This window comes from Rhodopirellula sp. J20-39, from assembly GCF_057365095.1.
The window spans coordinates 5,310,061-5,323,754 of the sequence record NZ_CP195123.1 but is presented as its reverse complement, the minus strand read 5'-3'; the positions used below and the strand labels follow the sequence as shown (position 1 = coordinate 5,323,754).

General features: G+C 54.0%; 8 protein-coding genes. 6 read left to right on the top strand and 2 right to left on the bottom strand.

Annotated elements, in window-relative coordinates; translation table 11 throughout:
• Positions 1-141: 141 nt before the first annotated feature.
• Both ACR3ZL_RS19220 and ACR3ZL_RS19215 read right to left on the bottom strand, forming a co-directional pair.
• The gene (locus ACR3ZL_RS19220; RefSeq protein WP_473651481.1) at positions 142-1,416 is read right to left on the bottom strand and encodes a DUF1559 domain-containing protein; all 1,275 of its coding nucleotides are present in this window, start codon (positions 1,414-1,416) and stop codon (positions 142-144) included.
• A gap of 456 nt (positions 1,417-1,872) precedes the next feature.
• Positions 1,873-4,995 (bottom strand): DUF6797 domain-containing protein, encoded by a 3,123-nt coding sequence (locus ACR3ZL_RS19215; RefSeq protein ID WP_486172891.1) that lies wholly within the window; start codon positions 4,993-4,995, stop codon positions 1,873-1,875.
• 415 nt (positions 4,996-5,410) lie between these two features.
• Here ACR3ZL_RS19215 and ACR3ZL_RS19210 point away from each other — a divergent pair, with 415 nt between their 5' ends.
• The 6 genes from ACR3ZL_RS19210 (at position 5,411) to ACR3ZL_RS19185 (ending at position 13,648) form a co-directional block, all read left to right on the top strand.
• On the top strand, positions 5,411-5,566 hold the full coding sequence (locus ACR3ZL_RS19210) for a hypothetical protein (RefSeq protein WP_486172890.1): 156 nt from the start codon (positions 5,411-5,413) through the stop codon (positions 5,564-5,566).
• A gap of 170 nt (positions 5,567-5,736) precedes the next feature.
• Entirely contained in the window at positions 5,737-7,167 is a 1,431-nt protein-coding gene (locus ACR3ZL_RS19205; RefSeq protein ID WP_473651483.1) for a sulfatase family protein, read from the top strand.
• A gap of 76 nt (positions 7,168-7,243) precedes the next feature.
• Complete coding sequence (locus tag ACR3ZL_RS19200; protein ID WP_473651484.1) at positions 7,244-8,899, top strand: arylsulfatase; 1,656 nt, start codon at positions 7,244-7,246, stop codon at positions 8,897-8,899.
• 240 nt (positions 8,900-9,139) lie between these two features.
• On the top strand, positions 9,140-10,636 hold the full coding sequence (locus ACR3ZL_RS19195; protein ID WP_473651485.1) for a sulfatase family protein: 1,497 nt from the start codon (positions 9,140-9,142) through the stop codon (positions 10,634-10,636).
• A gap of 5 nt (positions 10,637-10,641) precedes the next feature.
• On the top strand, positions 10,642-12,120 hold the full coding sequence (locus ACR3ZL_RS19190) for a sulfatase family protein (RefSeq protein WP_486172889.1): 1,479 nt from the start codon (positions 10,642-10,644) through the stop codon (positions 12,118-12,120).
• Between the two features lie 58 nt (positions 12,121-12,178).
• Positions 12,179-13,648, top strand: coding sequence for a sulfatase (locus ACR3ZL_RS19185; protein ID WP_486172888.1), 1,470 nt, complete (start codon positions 12,179-12,181; stop codon positions 13,646-13,648).
• Positions 13,649-13,694 lie beyond the last annotated feature (46 nt).

Genomic DNA, 13,694 nt, shown 5'->3' with positions numbered 1-13,694 from the left:
AACGGGTTTGGTGACTGCAATTCAAAGTACTGGCAGAGGGCGGGGTTCAAGTCCATCCGCTTAAATAGAATTCAATCAACAAGTACCACCGGCGGTTGTTTCACTACCAGTGGTCCTGTTGATCGGATCGGCGGCTTGGTTTTAGAGTTCTTCTTCAATCACTTCCCTATTCGCACGAGTGCCCAGGGCACCCCATAGTCCATAGGGGCTCATATTCCCGGATTTAGGATGAGGTGCGTTCCAGCTGTAGAAGCGAACTGGGCGAGCCGTTGAGTCGCCTGCTTCGATGGAATCCGTGATGAACTTGACGGCACCGTCGCCCATCAACACATGCGCACCTCCCTGGTGACGACTACTGGGCGGCAGGACACCGTACGCCCAATCCGATCCATTCATGCACGTTTCAGCGTTCGGTGGAAGGATTGTGGTGAAAGCGGAATACACCAGCCTCGCCTCTGCCCACCGGTACCCACGTTTCGAGACGTTCGCGGCCTGGAGTTCCCCAGCACCACCCGTTGACGGGATTCCTGAATCCCAAAATTGAGGCCGCTCATCGTCCAAGTCGCCCCGGCAAGCCAGAGGGTTGTCGATTACATCACGCCGTAAAGGATCCGTCGTGATATCACGATCACCTAGATCAGTATTGATTTCTGCTGCCATCAGAGTGTTAGCAAGACCGTCCAGAACGTCTCGGAACTTCATCTCGGCACGTGGGACAAACATTCCTCGGCAGCTCGCCCGCACGCGCTCCGAGCGGTCGCTTGCATCAAGTGCCCAACTGGTGGCATGCGAGCTTAGGTCACCCCAAGCTGGACCGCTTCCGACCCAGTGTGCAACCCCTTCGTTGGTCATCTGTACGCCATCGCCCACACAGGCAGCGTAGTTAGTACGCCCCATCGCTGGCAGCCCAACACCAGGATCACTTGGGCAACGCAGCGATGGGATGTCGGTGACCCAAGGCACATAGCCCGATTGTCCCGGATAAGGCCCCATCGAAGGCCAGAAATTGCCGGCGTTCAAAGTAAGACCACCGGCTCGCTCAACGCTTGGATTGTAAATCTGTTCCCACAACGCTTGCTGTTCGAAGAATGGAGTCAGGCCAACAAGCCAACTGAGCGTCGTTATGTTATGCCCTCCACCATTAGTCAGGGATCCGTAGGATCCTGACGATCCGTTAGCAATGTCCCGTGTTCCGCCATAGTGAACCGGAAGTTGGTTGTAGGCCGAATGGTAGTTGTGTGCGGCCAAGCCGATTTGTTTGAAATTGTTGCTGCAGCTCATTCGCCGAGCCGCTTCGCGAGCCGCCTGGACTGCCGGCAGCAAAAGACCGACGAGGACCCCAATGATCGCGATCACGACTAGCAACTCGACTAGCGTGAACCCGCGGCGGGCCTGATTGGATAGTGAAAAACGCACGAAAGGTTTCCTCAATTGAAAAGAAGTGAAAAAGGAGGTGCCGAAGCGTCCCCGACTGGAGATATTCCGGCCAAAGATGCCTTTTCATTAATTTGCCGGTCATCCTCCAAATCTCACATGGGAATTGTACTTTTTCAAAAGTTATCTATCGGTGTGAAATCCTGTGGCTATTCCGGTCGCGATTACCGCTAACTCGCGTTTCAACAGGAGAGAAATGCGATTTTTGGCACCACTGCTTCCGTCTGATACTGGACCGACACTTTTGGCTGTCTTTGCAGCACCGACAGCATGTGAGGTGCTTCGCACGGCTTTGGAGGCAGCCAGCGGCTGGGCATCGCTGAAACCTCGAAAGTCCAATGACCGGCCCGTTGCCCTAGAGCAAGGGCAAACAAAAGAAGTACAGATTCCCAAGGCCGACGCCGGTAAGCCTATCCCACTTGAAAGCTCAGCAGTCTTCTAACGCGTTGTATTCTGAGGAACAATGTGATGAATCGTCCAGTAAATCTGTTCGCTGAACGTTGAGCCTGATTCGTCGTTAACGTTCAATTGCAAACGCAATTGATTGACGGGTCGCAGGCCTGGGATTCGCAAAAGCACCGACCTGCGATCTTCTGATAGTTCGACGCTCGAGATTGCTACCGACTGCTCCCCAACTTTTCCAGTTTCTGGGTGGTAGTGGTCCGATCCATAACCGGCAGTCCACTTATAATTCCACTGCTGGGCAGCGTACGAAGCGACGTCGGTTGCTGAGGCGGGATCGACGGGAAAGTTGAATAGAATGCGAAGTCCGCCCGATTCGACTTGGCAATCTTCAATCATGCGAAGCGACTTGCCCGTGTACCGCACGCGGTAGATGCCGTTGTCGCCGAGACCCGCGCGACCGTTGTCGTTCCACCCGTTGAGTCCTGTGACATAGAGTTGACCATCGACGGGATTCACTCGCCCACGCACGATTCCTGTGCCGAAGTCGTGTGGGAATTTGACAAGCGCTGCTTGTTCGGTGCCACCGATATCCTGCATCATCAGATAGAACAAATTCCCTTGCCCAAAGCTAGTGTGCAGTAGTCGCCCCGCCAGCGGTCCCCAGCGTGTGTCATCAACAAACACTTGGCCGCCCGACGAGTTGTCAACCTCTTGTGGCATCCAAATTAGCGGCGGGTCGAATGTTTCCGGCGGAACCACTTTCGTAGCGTCGATCCGCCCGCCATCCGGTGCCCATGCGCCACCTTTTTGGTTTTGAACGTAACCATAAAAACCACCCGGTTCTACCAAATTGACCTTCGATGCCGGCATCCATGTGCCTTGATTATCGCTAACGGTTAACTGGTCATCGGGAAGAATGCCCATCCCGTTGGGCGTCCGCAGTCCGGTGCAGACGATGCTGCGCGTCTTGCCATCAGGCGACACCTTCACGATGGAACCCGGCAATTTGTAGTCCGTGTACTGACCAGCCTTTGCATAGTAAAAATTGCCTTGGCTGTCAGTTTGCAGATCAAAGTTGAAGGCATGGAAGTAGGTCGAAACATCTGTATCCGCACTGAAGCTTTCGTAGAAATCAGCCTCGCCATCGTTGTTCAGGTCGTGCAAACGCGTCAGTCGATCTTTGCATGTCACGTATACCAACCCGTCGACGACCTTGATCCCGAACGGTTCGTACATGCCGCCAGCAAACCGTTTCCACTTTAGATTCATGAGATCGTTATCAACGCCTGAAACGATCCAAACATCTCCACCAACGGTGGCCACGGCGAGTCGGCCATCGGGAAAGAAATCGATTGCCGACGTACGAAACCAAGTGTTCCAAGGCGACGACTGGGGAACGGAAATCGTATCAACGGCGTAAGCAGTATCTTGAAAGCCGCGGTAGCCGACCGTTTCAAGCGTTTGCGGCCAACGTAAGTCACCGCCTGCGAGCATCTTGGCCGGATCGATCTGATCCAGGCTTAGATCTTTACGCTTTGCCGAATTCGCATCGGCGCTCGCAAACCGTACGACGTCGATCAAACGAGCGCTTGTGTCTGCCGGAATTCGCACGACCCAACGTTGTTGCTCATCAAGCTTGGATGTGACGCCAGCGGTGTCTCCGGTGACTTGAGGTTGCTGTGGACCAACGGCCACCACCAGAGCCTTTCCCGCGCCGATTCGGAGAGTTTGACGCACAGCGGTTTCACCGTCGATCGCGGAAGGGACTTCTAGGATTTCGCGCCCATCAATCGCGTAGGAGAGAAGGATTTGGTCGCCATGTAGATAGTGACCGTGATAGTCCAGCCAGCGTTGGGGCAGGGGGCCGCGTGGCAGCACATCATCGGTCGGATAGTCAAGCGATGAATCATGGCCCCACTTCCAAGTCGCCAATCCGGGTACCGGAGTCCCTCTCGGCTTCGAGTACCCTTCGCCACGCCCGCGTTTGTGCTGGGTTTGATCCACATCAAGAAAACCGCCTGTCCAGAGGCCGGCTTGGTCCATCGTGTGCAGGTTGTAAGCGATGGTCTGGTCACCCAGAGCGACGGTGAGGGCGCTATTGACCTCACGCCCCAGTTGAGATGCCAACGCCGGGCCATAGTCACGGTCAGCATCGGGTTTGAAGTCACCCATGTCCGTTCCCTTTGGCAATGACTTCAGATACTCATTCGTGATCGGTTGGTAGCCGGGATTGGAATCTTTCATGAAGCGATTGCGGATATAGCCAATCACTGCGTAACGCTCCTTGGGCGATAGCGCCGTAGTCGCAGCCATCAAACCGTTGCCCTGGGAAAGCGTCTTGAACATGCTGTAGGGATCAGCACCAAACTTCAGCTTCTGTTTGCCGAACGCCCGTGCCGTGGCCAGCGATGGTGTGTTCCCATCCGCTCCGTGGCATTGCACACACGACGCCTCGAAAATCTGCTTTCCGCCCTTGGCGTTGGTCTTTTCGATTCTCCGCAGAATGCCGGCGTGATTCAGATTGGCGGTGTCGTCCTTGACCACCAATTGCTCTGCGCTCGGTTTCAATTCGCTAGCGCGAGAGGGACCACCCGCCTGAATCGCGAACAAGTAGCTGATCAGGTCGAGAACGTCTCGCTGCGATCCGAGTGTTGCCATCAATCCGCCCGGCATCATCGAAATTTTCTGCTCGCTGCTTGCTTCGATATCATCCTGTGCGATCACCATTTCGGCCTGCAAATTCGCAGCGTCTCGCAGCACAAGTGTCTCGTCGTCCTCGCGAACGAACATGCCGGACAAAATATCTCCGTCCACCGTTAACACTTGAACCGTCCCGAAACCCTTGCGGATCGATTTGGACGGATGCAGCAACGCCTCTACCAAATGAACGTCGGTGATCCCTTCGCCAAGTCGGGATAGATCTGGACCGAGCGGCGAACTCTGCCCTGCTGTACTCTCGTGACATTGAACGCAGCCAGCGGCCGATTTGAAATACACCAAGGCTCCGCGGTTCGGATCGCCACGGCGACGAGCCTCTGCGGCGATATCAGCCGGGTCCGCTCGTTCAAGCAGTTGGTGCAGCGCTGGTGTCTCTCCCCAAGCGGTCGCCGTTGCCAAGAACATGAAAACAGTAGCGAGAGATCGAATACAGAGCATCGGTGTGTCACAAGGAGGGTTGAACAATCGTGAAAGCACTATGCCGCTGCTCACTGAATCTTCCAGGATTTCTGGTGAGTATTGCGTTTTCCTTGTGAGAACGTTGGGCTTCAGGCATAGGACTCGTAGCGAGTTGCAAAAATGTTTCGCCACCGGCATTCTCCAGCGATCGCGTAAAATTGCCAACCACACACCTGACTTTGAAACAGGGGGCAGGTAATGCCGTGCAAAGGTGCAACAATGGTTTTCGACTCTCGACATCGTAATTTTAGAATGAAAAACAAATACGCAGCGATCGCATTGTTCCTGATGCTCTGGACGAACGCAGACTGATCCTTTTGAGCTGACCAACCTTGCGGCTGACCCTGCCTTCGCGCAAATCAAGGCACGGTTGAAACAGGAACTGTTTTCGTGGATGGATCAGCAGAATGACTTTCTGACCGAGGGAGGTGATATTCCGTTCTTTGAATCGAAGCATCCCGTCGACCAGTCGGGAACGCACTACACATGTCCTCCGCATTTGATTGGAACGATCAGACAATTCGTGGATCCACATGAACTCACCAAGTAACAATGGAAGCCTATCCCACTGTTAACCAACAAACACCACCTCCTAGATAGACTGACATGAAACCTTCTTTCCTTTTCGCGACGGCCTTGCTCTTTCTTTGGTATTTCCCGACATGTCTTCGCAACCAGCTCCGCATCACGCTTTGACCGATCACTCAATAACGCTTACACATGAAATTCCTAGCTCTGCTCTTACCTCTGGTCGTCGGCTTCCCGAATTTGGCTCAAGCCGAGGATCGACCCAACTTCGTTTTCATCCTTGCAGATGATTGCAGCTATCGTGACTTGGAGTTGTACGGCGGCCCGGCGAAAACGCCAAACTTGATTCAGCTCGCTTCGGAAGGAATGAAATTCGAGCGATGTTATCAGGCCGCACCCATGTGCTCACCGACTCGGCATGCGCTGTATACCGGATTGTACCCGGTCAAGAGCGGCGCCCATCCCAACCACGCCGAAGCCTATCACGAAGTGAAGAGCATTCCGCACTATTTGGGCGCAGTCGGTTACCGAGTCGCGTTGGCGGGAAAGCAGCACATCGCACCTAGAGAGGTCTTTCCCTTTGAGTACATCAACGAATTTGCGGATCCGAAATACAGCGATGTCGAAACGATCGACGGAACCCGTTACCCGAAAGTGCGCCAGCTACTGCGGGACTCTGCCAAGGAAGAAAAACCATTTTGCCTGTTCCTGTGCTCCAACGAGCCACACGATCCCTACACCAAGGGTGATCCAACTCCCTATCTGAACGCCAAGCTAAGCCCACAACAGTTCGAGCACCATCGAAAATCGTACGCCAAGTATCTCGCAGAAATCACTTACTTTGACGGTCAGGTCGGAGAGATCATGGGCATGCTCGAGCAACTCGATCTTCGCAAGAACACGATCTTGATGGTCGCGACCGAGCAAGGCAGTTCGTATCCGTTCGGAAAGTGGACCTGCTACGAAATCGGTGTCGCCAGCGGCTTGGTCGCTAGCTGGCCGGGTCATATCGAAGCCGGCAGCGTGTCCCAGGCAATTGTTGAATACACGGATGTCGTTCCAACTTATCTTGACGCAGCCGGCGCAAAGATGCCGGATTCACTCGATGGTAAGTCCTTCCTGCCGGTGCTGCTTGGCAAGAAAACGAGTCACAGCGAACTTGCCTTCAGCATCCAAACTACGCGTGGCGTGAACGGCTGCGAAGCACCCTACGGCGTTCGATCCGTCGTCGACAAACAACACCGTTATATTCGGAATCTGTTTCCAGAGAACGAATTCAGTATCACAACGTCTCGCAACCTTAGGAAAGCGACACGCGACCTGGACGATCAAACTCAGCAACGTGCAGAACGTTTCCTCGTACGCCCCGAAGAAGAGCTCTATGACATTCAGTCGGATCCGTATTGCTTGAAAAACCTCGCTCTTCAACCTGAACTTTCCGAAACCAAGGCTCGGCTTTCCGCTGCTGTCGATGATTGGATGACGGAGCAAGGGGATCTCGGTCGCCAAACCGAACTCGACGCCTATTCACGACAGGCCGAGTGGCGTCGACGTCAGCAGACGCAACGGCTGAAGGACGAGAAAGACGCCGAGTCTGACACGAAAGTCCCACTCTCGCGCTAGCCTGATTCCACGAAAAAACACACAAGGTCCTTTGGCAACACGTCCAACCTGATCCAACCCAATACGAAAGCACTTCATGCCTTACTGTAACGTCATGCATCACTGTATTCGATTTGCTGCAGCTTACATTCTGATGTTGGCCCTACCGCTTGCCGCCTGCGAAGCCGAACAACCGAACATCATTCTGATCTTAGTCGATGATATGGGATTTTCGGATATCGGTTGCTACGGCGGTGAGATCAATACGCCCAACATTGATGCGTTGGCGGCGGGCGGAGTTCGGTTTTCTCACTTTCGCAACAACTCTCGATGTTGCCCGACGCGTGCGACACTGATGACCGGTTTGTCAGCCCATCAAACGGGTATCGGCCACATGACGGGCGTGAAACATGACTTTGGTGTACCGAGTTATCACGGGGCGATGAACCGAAATTGTGTCACGATCGCAGAAGTCTTGAAACCGGCCGGTTACGCCACCTTGATGTCCGGAAAATGGCACCTTGGATTGCGTGACAAAGGTTACTGGCCCATTCAACGAGGATTCGAGAAATACTACGGTTGCTTGGATGGAGCGTTTCGCTATTTCCATCCTGATGAAATCACAAGCCAAAACGAACGGGTGGAGTCTCGGGAGAGTACGACGGATCGACCGTACTACACCACAGATGCCTTTACCGATTACGCGATCAAATTCATCGAAGAAGAAACAGCATCGGATGCAAAGCGTCCTTTCTTTTTGTACTTGGCGTACAACGCGCCCCATTGGCCTCTGCAAGCTCACGAACAAGACATCGACAAGTACCGTGACACCTACTCGATCGGTTGGGATCAACTTCGGCTGCAACGCTACCAGCGACAGATCGAATTGGGGCTGATCGACCCGCGATGGAAGTTGTCGCCACGGGACGAAAAAGTTCCCGCTTGGGACTCGCTCGATGCCGACCAGCAGAAACTGGAATCGCTACGCATGGCCGTCTATGCAGCCATGGTCGACCGGGTGGATCAGAACATTGGCAAGCTGATGAAACGTTTGAATGATCTGGGCGTGGCCAAAGACACATTGGTGATGTTCCTCTCCGACAACGGCGCGTGCCAAGAAGGCAAAATGATGGCGGATCCAACATTTGCGGACGCTGAGCATCGCAACGTCCAGCCCGGAATTGGTACGACTTACAGTCGTCCCTGGGCCAACGCGTCCTCGACACCCTTTCGGTTTTACAAGCACCATACGTATGAAGGCGGTGCGGCCACGCCGTTCATCATGCACTGGCCCGCCGGCATCAAGCCGCAAGAGAATTGGTATGCGTCCAACGCGGATTTGATCGATTTGATGCCGACGTTCATTGAACTCAGCGGAGCGTCTTACCCAAGGCAGGCTCACGGGAACGAGATTCCAACACTGCCGGGCATTTCGCTGGTGCCTGCAATGAAGGGAGAAAAGCTTGAGCGCGAAAGTTGGTTGTTCAACGAACACGAAAACAATGGGCTGGTGATCGACGGCGATTGGAAACTTGTTGCCAACGCCGTTGCAGGAGAGACGGAAGCAAAACAAGAAGCTTGGGAACTTTATAACCTCAAAGAAGACCGCACCGAACTTCACGATCGGTCCTTGGAATTCCCTCAGCGACGTAAGCAGATGGCAGACGCGTGGAGCCAGTGGGCCAGCGACGTCAAAGTCTTTGCTGTGCCTTCACGGCGACCACGCCCCCATAAGAAGAACGGCAATCAATGACTCCGACCCGATCAGTTTCAGACACTCAACTTGCAGCAAATGGCTGAAGGCGGAATTCGATTCGACAATGCCTATGTCGCCGCCGGTTATCCGATCGCTATTCGCAGGCGGCATGGTCATGTCCTGCGTGGTTTGTCTGTTGGCTAGATCGGCGACTGGCCGCATTGAATCTCGTCGAAGATCCCAGAGCGATAGAATCGTTCACTTAGTTCACTATGCCAACCATATTAAGAACCAACCATGGTGATGACTTCTCCCGTTGATCCGACCATGCGAACTGCGATCCCAAGCAACCGGCGACGAATAAGTGTCGTGGACCGCTCCGCGATCCTGCGTTGGATCGGCGGAGCGATCCACGACAAGCTAAGAATCCTTTACCTCTTGTTACTAGCGGTGTTGTTAGTCGGCACTCCGTCTGTCCAGGCCAGCGAACCACCGAACATCGTATTGATTTTCATCGATGACATGGGGTACGGCGACATCGCTCCGTTTGGCAACGAAGTGCTCCGCACGCCGCACCTCGAATCGATGGCCCAGCGAGGACGAACGTTCACGCAGTTCTATGCCAGTCCCGTTTGCACGATGTCGCGGGCAAGCCTGCTAACGGGATGCTATCACGCTCGCCTTTCCATGCCGTCGGTCTTGCAGCCCAATTCTGATACCGGGCTGAACCCAGACGAGACAAACCTCGCCAATTTGTTGAAAACCAAAGGTTATGCAACGGCCTGCATTGGAAAATGGCACCTCGGACATCAAACCGAGTTCCTCCCCAATCAGCAAGGATTCGACACGTACTTCGGCATTCCGTACAGCAACAACATGACGGACGACTACATGAAGGGAAAAGCTCCACCGCTGCCCCTTTATGAGAACGATAAGATTGCTGAAACCGAACCCGACCAATCGCAATTCACTAAGCGATTCACCGAGCGGGCCATCCGTTTCATCACCGATCATCAAGACGAACCATTCTTCGTCTACTTGCCGCATCCGATGATTCACACGCCTTTGTTTGCGTCTGAGGATTTCAAAGGCAAAAGCAAGATGGGAATCTTGGGCGACGCGATCGAAGAGATTGATTGGTCGGTGGGGCAGATCAACGACGCGATCGACCGTCTGGGACTTGCCAAAAACACTCTGGTCATTTTCACATCCGACAACGGGCCCGCCCATCATCCCGCTGGAAAGTTGCGAGGCGTCAAAGGAAGCACTCACGAAGGCGGTGTTCGCGTCCCCACGGTGATGAGCTGGCCGGGAAGAATCCCGCCAGGAACCACCTGTGGTCAGATCACAGGCACCATCGATATTTTGCCAACGGTCGCGAGCTTGGCATCGGCGGACCTCGATCCGGCACGACCGATTGATGGATCGGACATTTCAAGTTTGTTGTTTGCCCCCAATCCCGCTCCGGTACGCGACACCCACCTGTATTACGGATGGAGCCAAACGGTGCGACTAGATGCTATCCGGCAGGGCAAATGGAAACTGTTCTTGGGGTCCGGTGACCAACCGCCCAAGCGATACGACAATCGTCCAACGAACCATCGAACCCGTCCGGTCGGCGAATTCGAAACCGCGCTCTATGACCTCGACGCGGATCCCTACGAGACGACCGACGTCCGGGAAAAACATCCCGAAATCGCAGCACGACTAAAGGCGGAAGCTGCGAAACGCGGTGCCGAAATTTCGACCAACGCACGTCCCGCTGGAACACTCAGCCAACCACAACCAAACTGAATTCCATGAATCTGATTTCCCAACGCCGATCTCTAATTCCGCTGATGCTCTTCAGCTTGATCGCCCATGCGACCATCTGCGTCGCAAAACCACCCAACTTTGTAATCACCATTGCGGACGATCATGGTGTGTACCACTCATCCGTTTATGGAGCGGATGAGTTTCAAACGCCCCACCTTCAGCAATTGGCGGAAGAAGGAATTCGATTCGACAATGCCTATGTCGCTTCGCCAGCATGTGCGCCCAGTCGCGCGGCTCTATTCACCGGACGTATGCCGTACAGCAATGGCATCGTTGGCAACCACGAGTTTGAACTCAAGCCCGGCGTCAACTCACTGTTGCCGACGCTTTTAGCTCAAGGTTACGAAGTGGTCTTTCATGGCAAAGTCGGGCACTCCGGTCCGAAGCACTATGGGCAGTACGTTCCCGACGGCGTCAAGTTTCTAGGCGGTGGCGGTTTGCAACAAACCATGACCCTGGATCAGGTTGAATCATTTCTCCAGCAACGCCCCGAAAAGGCCCCGCCCTTGGCACTATTCCTTGGCTGGACCGATACTCACACCGCATGGCCACCCAAAGAAGAAGCCAGGATTTCGCCCGAAGACGTTGTCATTCCGCCAAAGATTTTTGACACGCCCGAAGCCCGAGTCGAAATGACGCGATACGTGGAAGGAGCCGAGGACATTGACCGCCGCGTCGGGCAAACTCTAGAGTTGATCGCCGAACACCTGGATGTGAACAACACGCTGGTCGTCTACACGTCTGATCATGGGATGCCGTGGCCGTTTGCAAAATGGTCTCTGTACGAAACCGGAATCCGTACTCCATTGATCGCCGTCTGGCCTGGAAAGATCAAACCCAATACATCGACCGATGCGATGGTCAGTTGGATTGATTTGATGCCGACACTGATCGACCTTGCCGGTGGAGAATCGCCTCTAGGTATCGACGGCCGGTCGTTCTCCAAAGTGCTGTTAGGCGAAACCGATCGTCATCGCGATGTGATCTTTGCAACGCACAAAGGCGATAAGGATAAAAACGTCTACCCGATTCGCAGCGTCCGTAAGGGCAAGTGGAAATACATCCGCAACCTGCACCCCGAATTCGCTTACACCACCCACACGGACGTCTGGGCCAAGGAAGATCCTCGCATCGACGGGCACTGGCCGCACGCCGGCCACCACTGGCAATCGTACATTGATGCAGCCAAGACCGACTCTCGGGCAGCAGCATTCTTGCATAACTATCACAGCAATCCAGCAGAAGAACTCTACGACCTGGAAAGCGATCCGTTTGAGGAAAACAACTTGGCTATGTCAGCGGAGCAAGCAAGTAGACTGGTCGAGCTTCGCGCATTGGTTGACACGAGGATGAAAGAGATCAATGACGACGGCGCCCTCAGCGGACCACCGCAACTATTAGAAGACTTTTTGTTGCCAGAGATAACGCAGAACAACACCGCATTATCGAAGCCTCAGCAGTAGGGTAAAAGGCCTGTCATGATGAACTCAATATGTCTGCAGTTTGCTATATGAGAATCGAATGATGAAAACGACTTGTCTGATCATTTTTGCCATGATCGCAGCGACTCTGATCCCGCAGCCACCGGCATATGCTGAAAAGCCGAACGTTTTATTTCTAGTTGCAGATGACCTGAATACCGCTCTGAGTGGTTTTGGGCACAAACAGTGCAAGACACCGAACCTCGACCGCCTTGCTGAGCGAGGAGTGAAGTTTGAGAACATGCACTGTCAGTATCCGGTTTGTGGTGCGTCGCGTGCGTCGATTATGTCGGGGTTGTATCCGTACTCCAATCTAACACTGGGAAATGCAGGCACTTTGCGAGGCAGCATGCCCGACGTGGTCACGCTGTCGCAGACGTTTCGCAACAACGGCTACTTCGCGGGGCGTGTCAGCAAGATTTATCACATGGGCATTCCGTTTGAGATCATCGAAGGAACCGCAGAAAGCGATGACCCGTTTTCCTGGGACGAAGCGATCAATATCAAGGCTCCGGAACAAAATGCTGCTGGTGAGCTAACCAATTGGTCGCCGAAGAACGAGGAGTCGCAGAGCTTTACTGGCGTGATTGCTTCCGGCGGAGACAGCGAACACGCTGATGGGATGGCCGCGGATCGTGCGATCGAGATGCTTGACAAGGTCAAGGACAAACCGTTCTTCATAGCGGTCGGATTCGTCAGGCCGCACGTGCCTCTTGTTGCACCGAAAAAATACTTTGATCGATACGATCGAGAGTCAATGGAGGCACCGGTTGCGCCCGAGAATGACTTGGACGATGTGCCTGGAATTATCCGCAACTACAAGCGAAACAGCACGACGTACGGCGTGACACCTGAATCGCACAAAGGACTGTTACAGGCCTACTACGCCAGTGTTTCCTACATGGACGCACAAGTCGGACGCGTCCTGGAAGCACTGAAAAAAATGGGTTTGGCCGACAAAACGATTGTCGTTTTCACCAGTGATCACGGCTACTTGTTGGGACATCACCACAAATATCAGAAACAGCATCTGTTCGAAGAGGCCACACGCGTACCATTCATCATCAGCGTCCCGTGGCTGAAAGACCAGCACGGTCGTGGCACTACCAAGATCACGGAACTGGTCGACCTCTATCCGACTCTGGCTGACTTGGCCGGCCTTTCCGCTCCAGACACGCTTCAGGGCGCAAGTCTGAAACCGCTGCTCGTCGATACCCAATCACGTTCATGGAAGAAGGACCAAGCATTCACGATCAGCCGCAGCGGAGGGGAATCGATTCGCACAACAGATTGGCGTTTCACCCAGTGGGGCTTTGGCGAGAAAGGTACAGAGCTGTACGACCTGAAAAAGGACCCGGGTGAATTCACTAACTTGGCAGGAAACCCTGAGTATGTCTCAGTGGTGAAGATGTTGCGAAGGCGCCTGGTCGCCAAACGGGATGCAGCAGGCTTCAAGCAAAATCAGTCTGCGATTGTCGGCAAGCCAGGAATGAACAAACAGAAGAAGTAGACGCAGGCTGCCAATCGATAGTTGCCTGGATGGCTGGAGTGAGTTG

Excerpts from the sequence above, each read along its gene's own strand:
- ACR3ZL_RS19185 (WP_486172888.1), top strand. The coding sequence starts at position 12,179 with ATGATGAAAACGACTTGTCTGATCATTTTTGCCATGATCGCAGCGACT.
- ACR3ZL_RS19215 (WP_486172891.1), bottom strand. The coding sequence starts at position 4,995 with ATGCTCTGTATTCGATCTCTCGCTACTGTTTTCATGTTCTTGGCAACG.
- ACR3ZL_RS19210 (WP_486172890.1), top strand. The coding sequence starts at position 5,411 with ATGGATCAGCAGAATGACTTTCTGACCGAGGGAGGTGATATTCCGTTC.
- ACR3ZL_RS19205 (WP_473651483.1), top strand. The coding sequence starts at position 5,737 with ATGAAATTCCTAGCTCTGCTCTTACCTCTGGTCGTCGGCTTCCCGAAT.
- ACR3ZL_RS19190 (WP_486172889.1), top strand. The coding sequence starts at position 10,642 with ATGAATCTGATTTCCCAACGCCGATCTCTAATTCCGCTGATGCTCTTC.
- ACR3ZL_RS19200 (WP_473651484.1), top strand. The coding sequence starts at position 7,244 with ATGCCTTACTGTAACGTCATGCATCACTGTATTCGATTTGCTGCAGCT.
- ACR3ZL_RS19195 (WP_473651485.1), top strand. The coding sequence starts at position 9,140 with ATGGTGATGACTTCTCCCGTTGATCCGACCATGCGAACTGCGATCCCA.